Origin of the sequence: Pseudomonas sp. BLCC-B112 (genome assembly GCF_028550695.1) — a bacterium.
GTDB lineage: Bacteria > Pseudomonadota > Gammaproteobacteria > Pseudomonadales > Pseudomonadaceae > Aquipseudomonas > Aquipseudomonas danubii.
On record NZ_JAQQGK010000002.1, the window covers coordinates 1 to 20,381 of the forward strand.

Annotated in this window: 23 protein-coding genes; 17 read left to right on the forward strand and 6 right to left on the reverse strand. The window is 63.2% G+C overall.

The window, feature by feature from the left end; genetic code table 11:
• Positions 1 to 395: 395 nt before the first annotated feature.
• Complete coding sequence (gene rhtA, locus PQT43_RS05505) at positions 396 to 1,283, forward strand: threonine/homoserine exporter RhtA (protein WP_253085274.1); 888 nt, start codon at positions 396 to 398, stop codon at positions 1,281 to 1,283.
• 158 nt (positions 1,284 to 1,441) lie between these two features.
• Entirely contained in the window at positions 1,442 to 1,723 is a 282-nt protein-coding gene (locus tag PQT43_RS05510; protein WP_102880366.1) for a hypothetical protein, read from the forward strand.
• A 9-nt stretch (positions 1,724 to 1,732) separates the two neighbouring features.
• On the opposite strand, the gene PQT43_RS05515 is transcribed toward PQT43_RS05510, so the two are convergent.
• On the reverse strand, positions 1,733 to 2,302 hold the full coding sequence (locus PQT43_RS05515; RefSeq protein WP_272753590.1) for a TetR/AcrR family transcriptional regulator: 570 nt from the start codon (positions 2,300 to 2,302) through the stop codon (positions 1,733 to 1,735).
• A gap of 92 nt (positions 2,303 to 2,394) precedes the next feature.
• Here PQT43_RS05515 and PQT43_RS05520 point away from each other — a divergent pair, with 92 nt between their 5' ends.
• The gene (locus tag PQT43_RS05520; protein ID WP_102860983.1) at positions 2,395 to 3,135 is read left to right on the forward strand and encodes an SDR family oxidoreductase; all 741 of its coding nucleotides are present in this window, start codon (positions 2,395 to 2,397) and stop codon (positions 3,133 to 3,135) included.
• Positions 3,136 to 3,170: 35 nt separating this feature from the next.
• Positions 3,171 to 3,764, forward strand: a complete 594-nt coding sequence (locus PQT43_RS05525; protein ID WP_102860982.1) for a 2-hydroxychromene-2-carboxylate isomerase — start codon at positions 3,171 to 3,173, stop codon at positions 3,762 to 3,764.
• Positions 3,765 to 3,835: 71 nt separating this feature from the next.
• On the opposite strand, the gene PQT43_RS05530 is transcribed toward PQT43_RS05525, so the two are convergent.
• From PQT43_RS05530 to PQT43_RS05545, 4 genes are all read right to left on the reverse strand, one after another.
• Positions 3,836 to 5,644 carry an aminopeptidase P family protein gene (locus tag PQT43_RS05530; RefSeq protein WP_267268673.1) on the reverse strand — a complete coding sequence of 603 codons (1,809 nt, stop codon included), beginning with the start codon at positions 5,642 to 5,644 and terminating at the stop codon, positions 3,836 to 3,838.
• 55 nt (positions 5,645 to 5,699) lie between these two features.
• Positions 5,700 to 6,869: a cysteine desulfurase family protein gene (locus PQT43_RS05535; RefSeq protein ID WP_272753592.1), complete on the reverse strand. Its 1,170-nt coding sequence runs from the start codon at positions 6,867 to 6,869 to the stop codon at positions 5,700 to 5,702.
• A gap of 210 nt (positions 6,870 to 7,079) precedes the next feature.
• Positions 7,080 to 7,694: a LysE family translocator gene (locus PQT43_RS05540; protein ID WP_110597229.1), complete on the reverse strand. Its 615-nt coding sequence runs from the start codon at positions 7,692 to 7,694 to the stop codon at positions 7,080 to 7,082.
• A 103-nt stretch (positions 7,695 to 7,797) separates the two neighbouring features.
• Positions 7,798 to 8,058 (reverse strand): hypothetical protein, encoded by a 261-nt coding sequence (locus PQT43_RS05545; protein WP_102880371.1) that lies wholly within the window; start codon positions 8,056 to 8,058, stop codon positions 7,798 to 7,800.
• Between the two features lie 399 nt (positions 8,059 to 8,457).
• On the opposite strand from PQT43_RS05545, the gene msuE reads away from it, so the two are divergent.
• The 4 genes from msuE (at position 8,458) to PQT43_RS05565 (ending at position 12,617) form a co-directional block, all read left to right on the forward strand.
• Positions 8,458 to 9,021, forward strand: coding sequence for an FMN reductase (gene msuE, locus PQT43_RS05550; protein ID WP_102860977.1), 564 nt, complete (start codon positions 8,458 to 8,460; stop codon positions 9,019 to 9,021).
• A gap of 9 nt (positions 9,022 to 9,030) precedes the next feature.
• A complete protein-coding gene (ssuD, locus tag PQT43_RS05555) occupies positions 9,031 to 10,170 on the forward strand; it encodes an FMNH2-dependent alkanesulfonate monooxygenase (RefSeq protein WP_272753593.1) in 1,140 nt (379 codons plus the stop codon).
• A gap of 134 nt (positions 10,171 to 10,304) precedes the next feature.
• Complete coding sequence (locus PQT43_RS05560; RefSeq protein WP_110597227.1) at positions 10,305 to 11,492, forward strand: acyl-CoA dehydrogenase family protein; 1,188 nt, start codon at positions 10,305 to 10,307, stop codon at positions 11,490 to 11,492.
• Between the two features lie 24 nt (positions 11,493 to 11,516).
• On the forward strand, positions 11,517 to 12,617 hold the full coding sequence (locus PQT43_RS05565; protein ID WP_102880375.1) for a sigma-54 interaction domain-containing protein: 1,101 nt from the start codon (positions 11,517 to 11,519) through the stop codon (positions 12,615 to 12,617).
• Here PQT43_RS05565 and PQT43_RS05570 read toward each other — a convergent pair.
• Positions 12,614 to 12,976 carry an antibiotic biosynthesis monooxygenase gene (locus tag PQT43_RS05570; RefSeq protein ID WP_265073529.1) on the reverse strand — a complete coding sequence of 121 codons (363 nt, stop codon included), beginning with the start codon at positions 12,974 to 12,976 and terminating at the stop codon, positions 12,614 to 12,616. The two genes, PQT43_RS05565 and PQT43_RS05570, sit on opposite strands and share 4 nt — an antisense overlap.
• A gap of 108 nt (positions 12,977 to 13,084) precedes the next feature.
• Between PQT43_RS05570 and soxR the strand changes: the two genes are divergently transcribed.
• The 9 genes from soxR to PQT43_RS05615 all read left to right on the forward strand — a co-directional run bounded on the left by soxR (position 13,085) and on the right by PQT43_RS05615 (position 20,115).
• Positions 13,085 to 13,552 carry a redox-sensitive transcriptional activator SoxR gene (gene soxR, locus PQT43_RS05575; protein ID WP_102880377.1) on the forward strand — a complete coding sequence of 156 codons (468 nt, stop codon included), beginning with the start codon at positions 13,085 to 13,087 and terminating at the stop codon, positions 13,550 to 13,552.
• A gap of 308 nt (positions 13,553 to 13,860) precedes the next feature.
• Complete coding sequence (locus PQT43_RS05580; protein ID WP_102880383.1) at positions 13,861 to 15,084, forward strand: PepSY-associated TM helix domain-containing protein; 1,224 nt, start codon at positions 13,861 to 13,863, stop codon at positions 15,082 to 15,084.
• A complete protein-coding gene (locus tag PQT43_RS05585) occupies positions 15,081 to 15,620 on the forward strand; it encodes a thiamine pyrophosphate-binding protein (protein WP_102880384.1) in 540 nt (179 codons plus the stop codon). The genes PQT43_RS05580 and PQT43_RS05585 overlap by 4 nt, the downstream gene beginning before the upstream one ends.
• Complete coding sequence (locus PQT43_RS05590; RefSeq protein WP_102860965.1) at positions 15,620 to 15,958, forward strand: hypothetical protein; 339 nt, start codon at positions 15,620 to 15,622, stop codon at positions 15,956 to 15,958. Before PQT43_RS05585 ends, PQT43_RS05590 begins: the two co-directional genes overlap by 1 nt.
• Positions 15,955 to 16,527 (forward strand): DUF6162 family protein, encoded by a 573-nt coding sequence (locus PQT43_RS05595; protein ID WP_102880386.1) that lies wholly within the window; start codon positions 15,955 to 15,957, stop codon positions 16,525 to 16,527. Before PQT43_RS05590 ends, PQT43_RS05595 begins: the two co-directional genes overlap by 4 nt.
• 35 nt (positions 16,528 to 16,562) lie before the next feature.
• A complete protein-coding gene (locus PQT43_RS05600; protein ID WP_102880387.1) occupies positions 16,563 to 17,492 on the forward strand; it encodes a metal ABC transporter substrate-binding protein in 930 nt (309 codons plus the stop codon).
• Positions 17,489 to 18,232 carry a metal ABC transporter ATP-binding protein gene (locus PQT43_RS05605; RefSeq protein WP_170002709.1) on the forward strand — a complete coding sequence of 248 codons (744 nt, stop codon included), beginning with the start codon at positions 17,489 to 17,491 and terminating at the stop codon, positions 18,230 to 18,232. The genes PQT43_RS05600 and PQT43_RS05605 overlap by 4 nt, the downstream gene beginning before the upstream one ends.
• A complete protein-coding gene (locus PQT43_RS05610) occupies positions 18,232 to 19,131 on the forward strand; it encodes a metal ABC transporter permease (RefSeq protein ID WP_011062450.1) in 900 nt (299 codons plus the stop codon). The genes PQT43_RS05605 and PQT43_RS05610 overlap by 1 nt, the downstream gene beginning before the upstream one ends.
• Positions 19,132 to 20,115 carry a metal ABC transporter solute-binding protein, Zn/Mn family gene (locus tag PQT43_RS05615; protein WP_272753594.1) on the forward strand — a complete coding sequence of 328 codons (984 nt, stop codon included), beginning with the start codon at positions 19,132 to 19,134 and terminating at the stop codon, positions 20,113 to 20,115.
• Positions 20,116 to 20,381: the final 266 nt, after the last annotated feature.

Consider the following 20,381-nt stretch of genomic DNA (forward strand, 5'->3'; position numbering starts at 1 on the left):
GGCGAATTCTACAGCGTTACACGCTGCTGTCAACACCTCTTTTTAACCGCTTTCGACCGAGAGGATCGAATCGTTAATAAGGCGAAAACACACTGCCTTACCAACTGCTTCTGGCTTCGATGAACTGAAGCGTAACCGCTGCCGAAAACCGCGTAACTCGTTGAATCTCAAGGAGTTTTCCGTTTCGACTGCGCCGGAAGTGGGGCGAATTATAGACCTGTAGAATCTGCCGTCAACACTTAATTTGCATTTTCTATGATTCAACGCAAAAAGCCCTACCGACAGCGTCTATATAGAGGCGCAAAAAAGACTTTGCGCACTATATTGCTCATCGAGCATTAGTTAAGCATCATGACCCACGTGCTCCTCCCCTCAGACTCTGGATGACTCCCCGCATGAACGACCAACCGCGCAGCCTTGCCTCGACCTTGTTTCCGGTGGGGTTACTGCTCATTGCCATGGCCTCGATTCAATCAGGCGCCTCCCTGGCCAAGAGCATGTTCCCCGTCGTTGGCGCCCAAGGCACGACCACCCTGCGCCTGATCTTCGCCAGCATCATCATGCTGCTTCTATTAAGACCCTGGCGCGCCAAGTTCACCGCCAATACCCTGCGCACCGTGATTGTCTACGGCATGGCCCTGGGCGGGATGAACTTCCTCTTCTATATGTCCCTGAGAAGCGTGCCCCTGGGAATCGCTGTCGCTCTGGAGTTCACCGGCCCATTGGCGGTGGCCATCTACGCCTCACGCAAGGCTATCGACTTCCTGTGGATCGCCCTGGCCATCGTCGGACTGCTACTGCTGATTCCCACTGGAGCTACCGAAACCGCCATCGACCTAGTGGGCGCAGGCTACGCACTCGGGGCTGGAGTCTGCTGGGCACTGTACATCCTGTTCGGGCAAAAGGCCGGGGCCGAAAACGGTATCCAAACCGCAGCCCTGGGAGTCATGATCGCAGCACTCTTCGTCGCCCCTATTGGCATCGTCCACGCCGGCGCCGCACTACTCACACCTTCCTTGATCCCCGTAGCCCTGGGCGTGGCCATCTTGTCTACCGCGCTTCCCTATAGTCTGGAGATGGTCGCCCTGACTCGCATGCCCGCGCGCACCTTTGGCACCCTGATGAGTATCGAACCCGCTTTCGGTGCACTTTCCGGCCTGCTGTTCCTGCACGAATACCTTTCCCTCGCGCAATGGATGGCCATCGCCTGCATCATCCTTGCTTCCGTAGGGGCAACCCTGACCATGCGCCGCGAATCCAAACCATTAGTTGCGGCTGATTGAGATTCAACTCTGGTAATTGCCGTTCAATTAGGCCATGTTTAGTCGGCTACTCAACGTCAGCCATGGAGTTGTCAGACAGGGATATCGCAAACGCAAAAGACCATAGCTAATGCAGTCACACTCGGGCGTTAGATCCGGGGCTAGCGATAAGGACGGGGATGAAACGATTTTTGATAATGTTGGCCGTACTTGCCATTGCAGGCTGCGCTGCGACCGCGAAAACTGAAGTCAAACGGGGTAAGAAAGGACTCCACATCAACTGCTCGGGTTTGTCTTCTTCCTGGGACAAGTGCTACACCAAGGCCACCCAGTCCTGCGGCCCCAAAGGCTACAAGGTGATCGCCAAATCTGGTGATGCCGTGGAGGACCCGGGGGATTACCCCTTCGGCCTGAACCCAGCCGGTTACACCAGCCGCAGCATGATCATCATCTGCAAATAGTGGCACCGTTCAATCTTCGGGCAGCCCTTCCAGCTGCCCAATGATCTGTTCATGGCTCGACGCCAGCACCTGCTGCTGGATACTCGGGCTCACCAGCATTCGCGCCACCACCAACGCGCCGACACACTGCGACAGAATCGACCAGGCCAGGCTTTCGCTACCTAAAGTCTGCGCCCAAGCCTGATGCAAACGGCAGATCCAGTCTTGCGCCTCCTGTCGGACTTCGACACTGCCCCGAGCAATCTCCGCACCCAACGCTGGCAACGCACAGCCCGCTCCCGGCTGCTGCAGATGCGCCACACTCAAATACTGCTTCAGACAGCGCCGCAGCTTTGCCTGATTCTGCCGCCCCTCCCCGCCCAGGCGCTCCAGGCTCTGGCTCAACTCGCGCTCGACAATGGAACCGAACAACTCGTCCTTGGACGTGAAGTGCGTATAAAAAGCCCCGCCACTGAGGCCGATGGCCTTCATCAACGCATCCACACCGACAGTAGAAAAACCGTTGTTCTTGGCCTGGGTGGCACTGCTCTGCAGCAGGCGTTCACGGGTTTCCTGCTTATGGCCGACTGGATAACGCATTCCTGATGGACTCCCCTGCTCGCTTGACGACAGAAAAATCATAGCATAACGTTCGTTTAGTTAACGATCGTTTACCCAATAGCGAGCCTCCCATGACTACAGCCTCGAACAAGAACAAAGTCGTACTGGTGGTCGGTGCCGGTGATGCCACCGGTGGTGCCATTGCCAAGCGTTTCGCCGCAGAAGGCTTTACTGCCTGCGTGACCCGACGCAGCGCGGACAAACTGCAGCCGCTGGTGGAGGCCATCCAGCAAACCGGTAGCCAAGCCCATGGCTTTGCCTGCGATGCGCGCAAAGAAGAAGACGTGGTGGCACTGATCGAACAGATCGAAACCCAGATCGGTCCGATCGAAGCCTTCGTCTTCAACATCGGCGCCAACGTGCCCTGCAGCATCCTTGAGGAAACCGCACGCAAATACTTCAAGATCTGGGAGATGGCCTGTTTTTCGGGCTTCCTCAATGCCCGCGAGGTGGCCAAGCGCATGGTTACCCGCAAGCGCGGCACCATCCTGTTCACCGGCGCTACCGCCGGGGTCCGCGGCGCCGCAGGCTTTGCCGCCTTTGCCGGCGCCAAGCACGGTATCCGCGCCCTGGCCCAGAGCATGGCCCGGGAGCTGGGGCCCTTGAACATCCATGTCGGCCACATCATCGTCGACGGCGCCATCGACACCGACTTCATCCGCACCAGCTTTCCCGAGAAATATGCCCTCAAGGATCAGGACGGCATCCTCAACCCCGAGCATATCGCCGAGAACTACTGGTACCTGCACAGCCAGCCCCGTGATGCCTGGACCTTCGAACTGGACCTGCGCCCCTGGAACGAACGCTGGTAATCCCCTTCCATAACAACAATCAGGGAATCTGCATCATGAATAAAAAGGTGGAGTTCTTCTTCGACCTGGGCAGCCCGACTTCATACCTGGCTTACACCCAACTGCCGAAGATCTGTGCCCAGACCGGCAGTCAACTGGTCTACCAACCCATGCTGCTGGGCGGCGTCTTCAAGACCACCGGCAACGCGTCCCCCATCAGCGTCCCCGCCAAAGGCCGCTACATGCTGCAGGACTTGGCGCGCTTCGCCCAGCGCTACCAGGTGGAGCTCAATTTCAACCCGCACTTCCCCATCAACACCCTGCTGCTGATGCGCGCCACGACCGGAGTGCAGATGCATTTGCCGGAACGCTTCATCGATTTCATCGACTGCCTGTTCCGCGCACTCTGGGTCGACAAACGCAACCTCAACGACGCCGCCAGCGTCGCCCAGGTCCTGGAACAAGGCGGTTTCGACCCACAGCAGATCCTCGATTTGAGCAATGCCGAGGACGTCAAGACCGCTCTCAGGAACAACACCGAACAGGCGTTGCAGCGGGGAGTATTCGGTGCTCCCAGCATGTTCGTGGGTGAGGAATTGTTTTTCGGTCAGGATCGGCTCGACTTCGTCCGGGAAGCCTTGAGCAAGTGACCACCAGCATCTGCGGCGACGCTTGAGTCGCCGCAGCCACCTCACCCGCGTTGCGCGGGTGAGGCCTTGCGTCAGATCGCTGCGGTGCGCGCCTGCAACCACTCCAGCGCCGCCCCTTCCAACAGTGGACTAAGGCGCCGGCGAACATCACCGTGATAAGCGTTGAGCCACTCGCGCTCATCCTGAGTCAGCAACGACGGTTCCAGGCAACGGCTGTCGATCGGGCACAACGTCAGGGTTTCAAACTTCAGGAACTCACCAAACTCGCTCGTACCTGCCTCACGGTTCAACACCAGATTCTCGATCCGCACCCCCCAACGCCCGGGACGATAGGTCCCCGGTTCGATGGAGGTAATCATCCCCGGCTGCATCGCGGTTTGCGGCGCTGGTGCGGCCTGATAGGCAATCACCTGCGGCCCCTCATGCACATTCAGGAAGTAGCCGACACCATGCCCGGTGCCATGTCCGTAATCCACGCCTTCGGCCCAGATCGGCGCACGGGCGATGGCATCCAGCAGCGGCGAAAGAATGCCCCGAGGGAACTGCGCCCGGGACAAGGCGATAACGCCCTTGAGCACTCGGGTGCAATCGCGCTTCTGCTCGGCACTTGGTGTACCGATCGGCACCATGCGGGTGATATCGGTGGTGCCGCCCAGGTACTGGCCGCCGGAGTCGATCAGCAACAGGCCATCGCCCTCGATCACCGCGTGCTCTTCAGGCGTGGCGTGGTAATGAGGCATCGCCCCATTGGCATTGAATGCGGCAATGGTATTGAAGCTCAGGGAGACATAACCCGGACGCCGCTCACGGGCGGCGGTCAGGTGTTCATCAATGGTCAGCTCGGTAACTCGTTCACGTCCCAGGGCACTCTCCAACCAGGCGAAGAATTCACAGAGGGCCGCGCCGTCTTGCTCCATGGCCTGACGAATGTGCTCGGCGTCCGCCAGGCTCTTGCGCGACTTGGCCAAGGTAGTGGGATTGAGCCCTTCCAGCAGCTTCACCCCAGGAAGCAGATTGTCCAGCAGGCCGCTGGTGACCCGTGCCGGATCAATCTGCAAGGTCGCGTCTTCAGGCACTGCGCGCAGCGCCGCCGCCACTTCCGAATAGTCCCGCAGGCTCACGCCATCCGCCTCCAGCACCCCACGCAGGTGGTCATCGACCTTGCTCAAGGCCACGAACAAAGTGGCCTGCTGCTGGCTGATCAGGGCGAAGGACACAAACACCGGGTTGAACGAAACGTCCGCCCCCCGCAGGTTGAACAGCCAGGCGATATCGTCGAGGGTGGCGATGAAATGCCAATCCGCGCCACGCTCCTTGAGGGTTTCCCGCAGCTTGCCGAGCTTCTCCACCCGGCTCTGCGTCGCCTGTGGCGGCAAGTGTTGATAGACCGGCTGATCCGGCAACGCGGGACGATCACTCCACACTTCCTGGAGCAGATCGATGTCGGTCCGCAGACGGGCTCCGCGCTCCTGCAACTTGGCGCTCAAGGTGCGGGCCGAGGCCACAGCCATCACCGCGCCATCTACCGCCACCACCGCCCCTTGCGGAGTCTGCTCCGCCAGCCAGTCCAGGGGGCCAGGCTGGCCCGGCTGCAACTTCACCAGTTCGATACCACTGCCCTTGAGCTCCTTGCTGGCCTGTTCCCAGTAACGGCTGTCAGCCCAGACTCCGGCAAAATCCGCGGTCACGATCAGCGTGCCCACCGAGCCATGGAAGCCCGACAGCCACTGGCGCCCCTGCCAGTAACCCGGCAGGTATTCCGACAGATGCGGGTCGGCCGACGGCACCAACAAGGCATGAATGCCCTCGCGGCTCATCAACTGACGGACGTGCGCCAAGCGCTGGGGGACCACTCCCTGGGTCGAAGGCTGGGTACTCATTGTGTCTCCTTAACCGGCTTATTCATTGTTATGGAAGATCGAGATCACTCGACCCTCAAGACTGGGCTCCGGCCCAGAACGCCGGAGCAGTGGCGCATGACGCCTTGATCAATTGTGCGGCGCGATCCACATCCTCCTCGGTGGTAAAACGCCCGAGGCTCAAGCGAATGGTACGACTGGCCTGCAGTGCATCGTGCCCCAGGGCCAGCAGCACATGGGAAGGCGCATTGCTCGCCGAATTGCAGGCCGAGGTCGCGGAAAACGCCAGGGACGCACTCAGAGCTGCCGAGTCGAAGCCCCCCTCGCTGAAAGTCAGGCTCAAGGTATGGGGAATGCGCTGGCTGACACTGCCATTCAAGCGCAGGCCGGCAATGCCCGCCAGTTGCTCCAGCAGTCGCTGGCGCAAGCGGACGATGGCCGCGGTTTCTTCCTCGAACAGCTCACCCGCCAGGGCAAAGGCCGCGCCCATGGCGGCGATCTGATGGGTGGCCAGGGTCCCGGAACGCAATCCGCCTTCATGACCGCCACCATGAATCTGTGCCAGCAGCCGCTGCTGCGCCCGCGGCCCGACATACAGCGCGCCGATGCCCTTGGGGCCATACAATTTGTGCGCGGAAAACGACATCAGGTCCACCGGCCAGTGCCCAAGATCAATCGCCACCTTGCCGGCACCCTGGGCCGCATCCACATGCAGCAGCGCACCTCGCTCACGCACCACCCGGCCAATCGCCGGGATGTCGTTGAGGGTGCCCAGTTCGTTGTTGACCAGCATCAACGACACCAGAAAAGTGTCGTCGCACAAGGCTTCACTGACCGCCTGGGCGGTGATCAACCCGTCGGCGTCCGGCACCAGATAGGTCACCGCCACGCCGGCTTCCTGCAACTGGCGGGCGGTGTCGAGCACCGCCTTGTGTTCGATCTGGCTGGTGATGATGTGCCCACCGCTCAGGCCCCGAGCCTGCATCACGCCCTTGAGCGCCAGGTTGTTGGATTCGGTGGCGCCGGAAGTCCAGACGATCTGCTCAGGCTGCGCGCCCACGCACTGTGCGACTTGCTGCCGGGCGCGCTCGACACTGCGCCGCGCCTCCTGGCCAAAAGCATGGGAACTGGACGCCGGGTTGCCGAAATTGGCGTTGAAACCCAGACATTCCAGCATGACCTGGATGACCCGCTCATCCACCGGCGTGGTGGCGGCGTAGTCGAAATAAAGAGGACGTTTGTTCATGACTGAAGACCCGCAGAGCTTGTTCCAGGATCGGCATTGGCTCAGAGAAGATGATGCACAAGCGCGCCGTACAAGAACGGCGCGTCAACAGCGGGCACTGAGCAATACGCGATCGGATGCGTTTAAAGAAGAACACCTTCGTTTAAAAGTGCGTAGGAACGCTCCTGGGACGCAGCTTAACAGGCTCGGGGCAACGCGTTGAAGCGCCGCTTAACTGATGTTCTCCAGCAACAAGGGCGCCAGGGAAATCACCAGCAATCCGGCCATTCCCAGATTGAACAGGCGCAGCCAGCGAGGGTTGCGCAGCACATTGCGCAACAGGCTGCCGCACGCGGCCCAGAGGCTGACCGTAGGGGCGTTGATCAAAGCGAACACCGCCGCGATCACCAGCACATTGGTGAAATAACCCTGTAACGGGGTGTAAGTGCTGATGGCCCCCACCGCCATCACCCAGGCCTTGGGATTGACCCACTGAAACGCCGCAGCCCCCCAATACCCCAAAGGTTGCCCCTGGCCCTGTTGCTCCTCGGACATGGGCCCGGAACGGGCGATCTTCCAAGCCAGGTACAGCAGGTACGCCGCTCCGACATATCGCAGCACGCTGTACAGCAACGGATAAGCCTCGAACACCGCCCCCAGACCCAGGCCAACCGCCAGCACCAGAACGAAAAAACCGCAGCTGATGCCCAGGATATGAGGAATGGAACGGTTGAAGCCGAAGTTCACCCCCGAGGCCAGCAACAGGGTGTTGTTAGGGCCGGGCGTGATGGAAGTGACCAGGGCAAACAGGGCGAACGCCAACAGCAGGTCAACGGAAAGGGTCATGAATGCAAGGTCCTGGGCAAGGGCGATCAGGCCTCGACCCTAACTCAGGGCCTGCCTGAAACCCACGGACAGTTACGCAAAACTTCGACCCGTACAGTTCTCTTCAACTGGCCGGATGGTGTCGACTGATATTGCGCTGGGCGCTCATCTCGCCCTGGCGGTCGAACGCCGCAGGACGGCCAAGCAACTCGGCCTTTTTCTGCTGGTACTCATCGAATGACAAGCCGCGGCGATTCAAGGCTTCCAGCGCCAGTTCGCGGGTTTCCTCGGCCGTGTAGGGACGCAGCTCAGGAGTGCCCGGGCTGGCACAGCCGGCCAGCACACTAAAAACCAACATCGACAGAACAACGGAGGAAGCCTTCATGGCGAGCACCTGGAGCGGGTTGCGAACATTGAACAAAGGCTACTCGCGCACCGGCACTGGCAAAAATCATCCCGCTCGATAGTCGCTATTGACCGTTCCAAGGCCTTGGCAGTCGCTCCTTATATTCCATAAAGACCTATAAATATGGAAACAAGCTCTTTTGAGGAATAACAGCAAGCCTTTATAACAGTTGCATTGCGTTGCCCAACTGTTGCCCTGGCAACTGTTCGTCCGGCAACAGTCGATCAACAAAACAGTGCCTGCGCAACAGCAGCCAATACGCACCGGATCGCCGGAAAGCCCCGTAATACAAGGCTTTAACGGGTTGGTACAGCTCTTGCTCCCGATCCAGGACACCTGCCATTGCTCGTAGAGCCACTGTTTAAAAAGGAACCGATCATGTCCCGTCCCTTGAACGTCGTTGCCCTCTCCGGTGGAACCTGGCGCCCGTCCCGGACCCTGGTGCTGACCCAGGCCCTGCTGGACGAACTGTCCGGGCACCTGCCGATCAACAGCCACCTCATCGAACTGGGCGATATTGCCCGTCCGCTAGGCGCAGCACTGTCGCGCCAGGAACTGCCGGCCGAGGTCGAGGCCGAGCTCCAGGCCATCGAAAACGCCGACCTGTTGATCGTTGCCGCCCCGGTCTATCGCGGCTCCTACCCCGGCCTGCTCAAGCACCTGTTCGACCTCATCGACCTGAACGCCCTGATTGATACCCCGGTGCTGCTGGCCGCCACCGGAGGCAGCGAACGCCACGCCCTGGTGCTGGATCACCAGTTGCGTCCGCTGTTCAGTTTCTTCCAGGCCCTGACCCTGCCGATTGGCGTGTACGCCACCGAAGCCGACTTCAGCCACTACCAGATCACCAGCGAACTGTTGAAAGCCCGCATCCAGCTGGCCGCCGAACGGGCCGCGCCGCTGTTTGGCGCTCACCCGAAAAACCTGCTGAAAATCGCTTAAGGACCTGTCATGGATGTGTTCTGGTTTCTTCCGACCCACGGCGACGGCCACTTCCTGGGCACTGCCCAGGGCGCCCGCCCGGTCACCCTCAACTACCTCAAGCAAGTCGCCCAGGCTGCAGACAGCCTGGGCTACCACGGCGTGCTGATTCCCACCGGACGCTCCTGCGAAGACTCCTGGGTCATCGCCTCGGCCCTGGTGCCGCTGACCGAGCGCCTGCGCTATCTGGTGGCGATTCGCCCGGGGATCATCTCCCCCACTGTTTCCGCGCGCATGGCCGCCAGCCTGGACCGGCTGTCCAACGGCCGCCTGCTGATCAATGTGGTCACCGGTGGCGACCCGGACGAAAACCGTGGCGACGGCAGCTTCCTCAGCCACAGCGAACGCTACGAAGTGACTGACGAATTCCTGCAGATCTGGCGCCGGGTGCTGCAAGGCGAAGCCGTGGACTTCGAGGGCAAGCACCTGCATGTGCAGAACGCCAAGGCCCTGTATCCACCGGTGCAGAAACCCTACCCCCCGCTGTACTTCGGCGGTTCCTCCGAGGCCGCCCACGAATTGGCCGCCGATCAGGTGGATGTCTACCTGACCTGGGGCGAGCCTCCGGCGGCGGTGGCCCAAAAGCTGGCCGACGTGCGCGAACGCGCCGCGCGCAAGGGCCGCACGGTGAAGTTCGGCATTCGCCTGCACGTGATCGTCCGCGAAACCGAGGACGAAGCCTGGAAAGCCGCGGACAAACTGATCGAACACATCAGTGACGACACCATCGCCGCCGCCCAGCAATCCTTCGCGCGCTTCGACTCCGAAGGTCAGCGGCGCATGGCCGCCTTGCACGGCGGTCGCCGCGATCAGTTGCAGATTGCGCCCAACCTCTGGGCCGGGGTCGGCCTGGTGCGTGGTGGCGCCGGCACCGCCCTGGTGGGCAACCCGCAACAAGTGGTCGAGCGCATCAAGGAATACGCCGACCTGGGGATCGAGAGCTTCATCTTCTCTGGCTACCCGCATCTGGAAGAGGCCTACCGCTTCGCCGAACTGGTGTTCCCACTGCTGCCGGAACCCTATGCCAGCCTGGCCGGCCGCGGTGTGACCAACCTCACCGGGCCGTTCGGCGAAATGATCGCCAATGACGTGTTGCCCAACAGCCGCTGAAATCCCCAAAGCTGTTGTAGGAGCCGGCTTGCCGGCGAAGGCGATCTTCCGGCCCTCTTCGCTGGCAAGCCAGCTCCTACAGCTCGCAGCACCTTTTCCCGGCCGCCGCAACGGCCACGAACGAGGAACACCGCGTGACTGCCAAACCGCAAAGCGCCCTGTTGTCCCCCTTGCAGACCGCCCGCCAACTGGCCGCCGAGTTTGCCCTCACCGCCGTCGAACGCGATGAACGTGGCGGCACCCCCAAAGCCGAGCGTGATGCCCTGCGCCACAGTGGCCTGCTGGCCCTGAGCATCCCCACCCAGTTCGGCGGGCTCGGCGCGCCCTGGAGCGAAACCCTGAACATCGTCCGCGAGTTCGCTCGGGTCGACAGCTCCATCGCCCACGTCTTCGGCTTCCATCACCTGATGCTGGCCACCGTGCGCCTGTTCGCCAAGCCCGAACAATGGCAACCCTGGTTCGAACAGACCGCGCGCAAGAACTGGTTCTGGGGCAACGCCCTCAACCCGTTGGACACCCGCACCCTGGTCAAGAACCTCGGCGGCTGGCGCGAGTTCTCCGGCAAGAAGAGCTTCTGCTCCGGGGCCAGCGATTCGGAAATGCTCATCGCCTCGGCGGTGGATGAGAGCAACGGCGGCAAATTGCTGATCGCCGCCATCCCCAGTGGTCGCAGCGGCATCACCCTGCACAACGACTGGAACAACATGGGCCAGCGCCAGACCGACAGCGGCAGCGCCACCTTTGAACGGGTCAGGGTGGAAGAGTCGGAACTGCTGCTGGACCCGGGCCCGCTGAGCACCCCGTTCGCCTGCCTGCGCCCGCTGATCGCCCAGCTGACCTTTACCCACATGTTCCTCGGCATTGCCGAAGGCGCCTTTGAGGAAGCCCGGCAATACACCCTGAGCGAAACCCGGGTCTGGCATAAGTCCAGCGCCCAGGATGTGCGCCAGGACCCTTACATCCTCAGCCACTACGGCGAATTCTGGGTGGCCCTGGAAGGCATCCGCCTGCTGGTGGAACGGGCCGCCGGGCTGCTGGACCAGGCCTGGGCCAAAGGCCCGAACCTCAGTGCCGAGGAGCGCGGGCACCTGGCCACGGCGATCGCCACCGCCAAGGTTGCCGCCAGCCGCCAGGGCCTGGACCTGTGCAGCCGGCTGTTCGAAGTCACCGGCGCACGCTCGACCCACGCCTCCCTGCGCCTGGACCGCCATTGGCGCAACCTGCGCACCCAGACCCTGCACGACCCGCTGGATTACAAGCTCCACGAACTGGGTGACTGGGCACTGAACCAGTCCCTGCCGACCCCGACTTTCTACTCCTAGCCTTATTGTTCACGGAGAGTGCCGATGCAGCTGCTGACCCTACCCCCTTCGCCTGCCCTGGCGACCTCGATCCGCGCCACCGCCCAGGTGTTCGAGGACCCGAAATCCCAGGCCCTGCTGGCGCACCTGCAACAGGTGGCACCCAGTGAAGCCAGCGTGCTGATCATCGGTGAAACCGGGACCGGCAAGGAACTGGTGGCACGCCATATCCACAACCTCAGCGCCCGGCGCAACCGGCCGTTCGTGGCGGTGAACTGCGGCGCCTTCTCCGAATCCCTGGTGGAGGCCGAACTGTTCGGCCATGAAAAAGGCGCTTTCACCGGCGCCCTCAGCGCCAAGGCCGGCTGGTTCGAAGAGGCCGACGGCGGCACCCTGTTCCTCGACGAGATCGGCGATTTGCCCATGGCCATCCAGGTCAAGCTGCTGCGGGTGCTGCAGGAGCGCGAAGTGGTGCGCCTGGGCTCGCGCAAAAGCATTCCCATCGATGTGCGGGTCCTGGCCGCCACCAACGTCCAGCTGGAAAAGGCCATCAATGCCGGGCACTTTCGCGAGGACCTGTATTACCGCCTGGACGTGGTCAGCCTGGAACTGAGCCCGCTGCGCGAACGCCCCGGCGACATCCTGCCCCTGACCCGGCACTTCATCGAGGCCTACAGCCAGCGCCTGGGCTACGGCAGCATCAGCATCAGCAAAGAGGCCGAACACAAACTCAAGAGCTACAGCTGGCCGGGCAACATCCGCGAACTGGAAAACGTCATCCACCACACCCTGTTGATCTGCCGCAACGGCGTAATCGAGCGCGATGACCTGCGCCTGTCGAACATGCGCATCGAGCGTGCCGACGACAGCCATCCCAGCCACGACGACTCCGCCGAAGCGCTGCTGGACCGGGCCTTCCAGAAACTCTTCGCCGAGCAGGCCGGCGCCTTGCATGAAAAGGTCGAGGACGCCCTGCTGCGGGCGGCCTATCGCTTCAGCCACTACAACCAGGTGCACACCGCCAACCTGTTGGGCCTGAGCCGCAACGTCACCCGCACCCGGCTGATCAAGATCGGCGAACTGGCGGTCAACAAGCGGCGCCCGGTGGACGCCCACAGCGAACGCACCCTGCAGCTGTCGATCTAGAGCAGGTTGCAGTGCAAGGCATTGTCCTGGCTGCGGGCAATACTGCTCAGCACCTGGAACGAACCGAAGGTCACGGTCTTGGCCTGATGGGTCAGGATCAACTGCCAGAAATCCTGCTCGCCGCTCTCGAAACGCTCGAAGGCCGCCTCGCCGGCTTCCCGGGATTGCCATTGCAGGTAATTGAGCACCCGCCGACCGTCGTCGCTGGCCTGCACACTGGCACTGAGAAAGCCGCCATAGCCTTGGGCCAGGCGCTCGGTCTGCGCGGACAAGGCCGACACCAGAGCCTCCTGCTGGTGCGGTTCGATCTCGAACTCGATCAACTGGGTGAAACTGCGGTTTCTCTCAAATGCGGTCATGAACGGCTCCTTACAGCGGTCGGACAGAATCTTGCGATTGAATGCGCTGCAGGGTAAAACCTCTAGTTAAGTCAAGGTCAAGCCTGTTTTTCATCCTGGTGCCCTTTAATGATCGAACCCGACGCCCTCCACAAAGAACTGACGGTGGGCCAGCTCTCGGCCCGCAGCGGCGTGGCCGTGACCGCGCTGCACTTCTACGAAAGCAAAGGACTGATCAAGAGCAACCGCAACGCCGGCAACCAACGGCGCTATCCGCGCTCGGTGCTGCGTCGCGTGTCCTTGATCAAAGTGGCCCAGCGCCTGGGCATTCCCCTGGCGGAGATTGGCCAGGCCCTGGCGACCCTGCCCGCCGACCGCGCGCCCACTGCCGCGGACTGGCAGCGCCTGTCGGAACAGTGGAGCCGCGAACTGGACGAACGCATCCGCCAACTGAGCCTGCTGCGCGAGCGGCTGAACCAGTGCATTGGTTGCGGCTGCCTGTCCATGGAAGGGTGTCCGTTGCGCAACCATGGGGATGCCCTGGGAGACGCCGGCCCGGGCGCCCGCCTGCTGGAGCCCGACGCCACCACCCCGTAGCCGGCTTCCCTCGTAGGAGCCGGCTTGCCGGCGAAGGCGATCTCACGGTCCCCTTCGCTGGCAAGCCAGCTCCTACACCGGTCAGCCGCCCCTGATGCACAAATCGAACGACCAGGAATCCCCGTTTCACGGGGCTTTCCTGGCTTCGTAACATTTACTTTCATATCGCCTTTCAGGATTTACGATTCTCATTCGTCTTAATTAGATGCAGCAGGCCGCGTTGGCCAAGGCTATGCCCGGCACCTTTGCGCCGAGCTCGGCCCAGGGTTCCAGTGCCGCTCCATTCCTCGAATCAAGACGCCCACTCCATGTCGAAGAAGTCCCGTTCAAAAATCTGGTTTCTGGTGCACAGCTGGCTGGCCCTACCCATCTGGTTCTTCGTGCTGATCGTCTGTGTCACCGGCACCCTGGCGGTGGTCAGCCAGGAGATCGTATGGCTGGCCAATCCGGATATCCGAGCCAGTAAACCCAGCGATGATGCCCAGCCGCTCAATTACGACCAGATCGTGGCGGCCATCAAGCAGGCCGACCCCAGCACCCGCATCGATACCATCGTGACCCCGGACGAAAGCCATTTCGCCCTGAGTGTCAGCGTCAGCTACCCGGACGGCCGTTCCCCAACGCTGTACGTCAACCCCTACACCGGGGCGATCCAGGGCACCAGCCCAGTGTTCGACTTCCAGGGCTTCACCCGGGCCCTGCATGGCTGGTGGCTGGTGCCCTTCACCAACGGCTACAGCTGGGGTTGGTACCTGGTGTCGTTCCTCGGCCTGCCGCTGCTGATTTCGTTGATCACCGGACTGGTGGTCTACAAGAAGTTCTGGAAGGGCTTTCTCAAGCCGACCCTGCGCCTGCGCCATGGGGCACGGATCTTCTGGGGCGACTTCCACCGCCTGAGCGGCATCTGGTCCATCTGGTTTATCACGGTGATCTCGATCACCGGTATCTGGTTCCTGATCGAGGCCGTGCTCGCCGACAACCACATCAGCATTTCCAGCCAACCCATTGTTCCGGTCATCGCCCGGGAGCAGGTGCCGACCACCACCGACGGCAGCCCCGCGCCGATGATCGGCCTGGACCAGGCCATCGGCATCGCCACCCAGAAGATCCCCGGTTTCGACATCAGCTTCGTCAGCCTGCCAAGCAATGCCTACAGCCACCTGTACGTAGGCGGTCGTGGCTGGTACCCGCTGATGTACCAGACCGCCAACATCAACCCCTACACCGGCTCCCTGGACACCTCTCACCTGCTGGGGGACCGCAGCACCCTGGAGTTCGTCACCGAGTCCATGCGCCCGCTGCACACCGGTGATTTTGGCGGGATCTGGGTCAAGCTGATCTGGTTCTTCTTCGGTCTGGTGCTGAGCATGATGGTCCTCAGCGGGCTGTTGATCTGGACCAAGCGCACCGCCCTGGCCACCGCCAACGCCCTCAAGCGTGAGGAGAAGGCCGCCCGGGCGCGTCCCGCGAGCAAACCCGTGCCGACGCCCACCCCGGCCATGAGCATCGAAACTTCGGAGAGCCACTCGTGAGCCAGACCCACAGCGCAACCGCGCCTTCGCAGCTGAGCCGGCTTTGGCATAAATGGCGCTTTCACCTGAACATCCTGCTGTTGCTGATCCCCCTGGGCTTCATGCCCAAGTACCTCGCCGATGCCTCGTTGTTTCGCGGCGACAGCGGCCTGGGGGAACGGGAGATCGGTGAAATCCAGGTCGGCCCCTGGAGCCTGCGCCTGGCCGAGATGCGCAACGAAGCGCCCCGCAGCGATGGCCCCGCCGGCTACCTGAAAAGCTTCAACGCCGCCCTGTGCCAGGCCTGCATCGAACCGGTCAAGGCGACCTACCTGCGCATCGGCAAACCCCGCAGCCTGCGGGCCGCCGGGGTGATCTTCTTCGGCAGCCCGTACCGCATGGGGGCCAGCCTGCCGATTCCGCAAAAGACCAAAGCCGACGCTGAGCTGTGGATCACCCTGGAAGGCTGGGACGGCAGCATGCACCAGGCATCCATTCCCCTGAGCCAGGCGTCCCCCGCCACCGTGGCCTGGCTCGAAAAACAAGGAGGCAAATGATGATTCGCGCAGTATCTACCCGGCGCCTCGGCGCCGCTGCCCTGTTGCTGCTGGGTGCCGCCTTCAGCCACAGCGCCCTGGCCCACAACCCGATGTGCGAGTGCAAGGCCATCGACGCCGAGCAGATCCGCTGCACCGGCGGTTTTTCCGATGGCAGCGGCGCTCCGGGGGTGACCCTGGACGTGATCGGCTACGACGAAACCATCCTCGTACCGGGCAAGCTCGGCAGCGATTCGACCCTGACCTTCAAGAAACCCTCCAGCGAGTTCTACGTGCTGTTCGATGCCGGCCCCGGTCACGTGGTCGAGATCGACCAAGCGGATATCGAGACCCCATGACTCCTGCCACCACCCAGGTCGTGCGCCCCGCCGGCGCCGGTCACGAAACCCTCTACGTCCTGTTGCTGTGCCTGCTGATTCTGTGTGTCGCCGGCAGCGTGGTGCTGTGGCGCGGCGAAACAGTCGAAACCGCCAGCGTCGCCAGCCACCAGCTCGACGCCCGCCGCGATCTGAGCGCCGGCGAACAAGGCATCTACGCCGACCTGCGAGTGACCCTCGACGAGATCCATCTGCTGCAGGCCGAAAGCCAGACGCTGCCGAGCCCGGAGCAACTGGCCGAGGAAGGCTTCGCCCCCTTTGCCCAGGACGCCAGCTCGGTGAGCCGTGGTGGCCATGCCTGGCAATTGCAGGACCAGGCCTACCTGGGCCTGAGCCAGAACCCGCAAGTGGCCGGCTCCTTCCTGATGCGCCTGGACACCGAAGATCAGGCCAAGGTGGACATCTGGCTCAACCGCGCCCCGTCCGTCGCCGTGCCGGTCGATCTCAGCGACGCGACGCTGGCCGCCGCCGGCTGGCAACAGGTGGTCGCGCAATTCGATGCCGGGGTGACTCGCCAGCATCGTCACTGATCTTTTTGCATTCACCCGAGAGAAGAACGCTAGCCATGCCCATTTCATCGCAACGCCGCCCATTCCTGCGGGTGCTGCTGGTCAGCCTGCTGGCCCTGGTGCTCAGCCCCCTGGTCAGCGCCGACCCGGCCAAGCGCCTGCGCATCGGTATCACCCTGCACCCTTATTACAGCTACGTGGCGAACATTGTCGGCGACAAGGCCGAGGTGGTGCCGCTGATTCCCGCCGGCTTCAACCCCCACGCCTACGAGCCCCGGGCCGAAGACATCAAGCGCATCGGCAGCCTGGACGTGATCGTGCTCAACGGCGTGGGCCACGATGACTTCGCCGACCGCATGATCGCCGCCAGCGAGCGCCCGGACATCCCGGTGATCGAAGCCAACGAGAACGTGCCGCTGCTGGCCGCCACCGGCGTCGCCGCCCGGGGCGCCGGCAAAGTGGTCAACCCGCACACCTTCCTATCCATCAGCGCCTCCATCGCCCAGGTCAACAACATCGCCCGGGAGCTGGGCAAGATGGACCCGACCAACGCCAAGACCTACACCCAGAACGCCCGGGCCTACGGCAAGCGCCTGCGGCAGATGCGCGCCGACGCCCTGGCCAAGCTGACCCAGGCGCCCAACGCCGACCTGCGGGTGGCCACGGTACACGCGGCCTACGACTACCTGCTGCGCGAGTTCGGCCTGCAAGTCACCGCGGTGGTGGAACCGGCCCACGGCATCGAGCCCAGCCCCAGCCAGTTGAAGAAGACCATCGACCAACTGCGAGAACTGGACGTCAAGGTGATCTTCTCGGAGATGGACTTCCCCTCCACCTACGTCGAGACCATCCAGCGCGAATCCGGGGTCAAGCTCTACCCGCTGTCGCACATCTCCTACGGCGACTACAGCGCCGAGAAATACGAGAAGGAAATGAAAGGCAACCTCGACACCGTGGTCCGGGCCATCCAGGAGGCCGGGGCATGACCGCCATCGAGACCCTGCTGCGGGGCCCGGCCATCGAGTTCGACCAGGTCAGCCTGACCCTGGGCCGCACCACCATCCTCGACCGCGTGACCTTCCAGGTGCAGCCCGGCAGCGTGCACGCACTGGTGGGGCCCAACGGTGGCGGCAAGAGTTCGCTGATCAAGACCCTGCTGGGGCAGATGCCGCACCAGGGCCAACTGCGCCTGCAATGGCCCGGCGCGGCCGGCACCATCGGCTACGTGCCCCAGGCCCTGGAGTTCGACCGTGGCCTGCCGATGACCGTGGACGATTTCATGGCTGCCATGTGCCAGCGCCGCCCGGCCTTCCTTGGCCTGAGCCGGCATTACGCCCAGGCGATTGGCGAGGCCCTGGAACGGGTCGGCATGCAAGACAAGCGCAAACGGCGCATGGGCGCCCTGTCCGGGGGCGAACGCCAGCGCGTGCTGCTGGCCCAGGGCCTGATCCCGGCCCCGCAACTGCTGGTGCTGGACGAACCGATGTCGGCCCTGGACGAAGCCGGGATCCAGGTCTTCGAACGCCTGCTCCACGATTGGCGCCAGAGCGGCATCACCCTGCTGTGGATCGAGCACGACCTTGAGGCGGTGGGCCGCCTGGCGGACCGGGTCACCGGCCTCAACCGCCGGGTGCTGTTCGACGGTCCGGCGCAACAAACCCTGACTCCGGAGCGCCTGCTCAGTCTGTTCTCCACCCATCCACGAACCGCCGGGAGCGCTGCATGATGACCTATGAAGCATTTCGCCTGATGGTCCAGGGTTGGGCCTCGGCCGGCTACCTGCCCGAAGCCCTGGCCTATGGCTTTGTGGTCAATGCGTTGCTGGCCGGCCTGCTGATCGGACCGGTCCTGGGCGGCCTGGGCACACTTGTCGTAGTCAAGCGCTTCGCCTTCTTCTCCGAAGCCGTGGGCCATGCGGCGCTGACCGGTGTGGCCATCGGCATTCTCTTGGGCGAGCCCTACACCGGTCCCTACGGCAGCCTGTTCGGCTATTGCCTGCTGTTCGGCATCCTCCTCAACTACCTGCGCAACCGCACCGGCCTGGCTCCGGACACCCTGATCGGGGTGTTCCTCTCGGTGTCTCTGGCCCTGGGCGCCAGCCTGCTGCTGATCCTGGCCGGCAAGATCAACGTGCACATCCTGGAAAACGTGCTGTTCGGCTCGGTGCTCACGGTCAACGGCAACGATCTGCTGGTGCTGTTGATCGTCGGCGCCCTGGTGCTGGGCCTGAGCCTGCCGCTGTACAACCGCATCATGCTGGCCAGCTTCAACCCGCAGCTGGCGGCCGTGCGCGGAGTGGCGGTGAAGACCCTGGACTACCTGTTCGTGATCCTGGTGACCCTGATCACCGTGGCCGCGGTGAAGGTCATCGGCGCGATCCTGGTGGGCGCGCTGCTGGTGATTCCGGCCGCAGCGGCCCGCCTGCTCAGCCAGTCGCTCAAGGGCTTTTTCTGGATCTCGGTGAGCATCGCCACCGTCAGCACCCTGTGCGGCATCCTGCTGCCCATCGTCTTCGACCTGCCGGTGCCTTCCGGCGCGGCCATCATCCTGGTAGCCGGCGTGGCCTTCGCCCTGGCCGCCATCGCCCGCGGCACCGTCCCCAGCCTGAAAGGGAATATCGGATAAATGCACAGTTCACTGCGTCACTTGTCATTGCCTCAACTGAGCCTGGCCCTGATCCTCGGCGGCCTGATCAGCAGCCCGGCCCTGGCCGAGCGCGACCACTTCGAACCGATGCGCGTGGTCGCCAGCCACGGCATGGGCAATACCGCGCTGCACAGCGCCACCGCGCAGAAACCGCTGACGGTGCTGGCCTCGCTGCCGGTGACCTTCGGCCTGGGGCAGGTCCTGCTGCAGGGCACCCACGTCAAGCTGGAACGGGCGGCCCCGGCCAACCTGCCGGGCTCGCGGCAGACCGCCTATTTCACCGGGCGCGGCGCTGCGGCCCTGAGCAAGCTGGCGCTGGATGCCGACGCGGTGATCGGCCTGCGCTCGATCTGGCCGGACGACCCGCTGTACCCCAATGCCCGGCGCAGCAATATTCGTATCGTCGAGATCGATGCCGCGCGCCCGGTGGATGGCGCCCTGGCCGGGGTGGCCCTGCAACCGGGCCAGAGCGACGGGCTCAATGCCCAGCCCTGGCTGTCCAGCAACAACCTGGGACGCATGGCCGACGTGCTCGCGGCCGACCTGGTACGCCTGGCGCCCGAAGCCAAGCCGCAGATCGAGCGCAACCTGGCGGGAATCAAGCAACGCCTGCTCAAACTCAGCGCCGACAGCGAAGCGCGCCTGGCCGAGGCCGACAACCTCAGCGTGCTGAGCCTCTCCGAGCACTTTGGCTATCTGGTCAGTGGCCTGAACCTGGAACTGGTGGGAGTCGACGCCCGCGCCGACAACGAATGGACGCCCGAAGCGCTGCAGAAGCTGCAAGCCCGGCTCAAGGACAACGACGTGGCCCTGGTCCTGCACCACCGCCAGCCGTCCGAGGCACTGAAAGCCGCCATCAGCGCCGGTGGCAGCCAGTTGCTGGTCCTTGAAACTGACGGCGCCGACCCGCTCAGCGAACTGGAAGGCAACCTGCAAAAAGTCACCCAGGCCCTGGCCCTGTAGCCGCTGCCGCAGGCTGCGAACGGCCTGGGCGGCACTCCGGCGCAGAGACGCGGCGCTCGACAGACAATCGCCAGGCAAGGTCCTGCGGACCTTTGCGCAGCTTCGCCATGGCTCAGCAGCGGCTACAGCACCCATCTCGATCCGGGCTTTTGTAGCCGCTGCCGCAGGCTGCGAACGGTCTGGGCGGTGCTCCGGCGCAGGAACGCGGTGCTCGACAGACAATCGCCAGGCAAGGTCCTGCGGACCTTTGCGCAGCTTCGCCATGG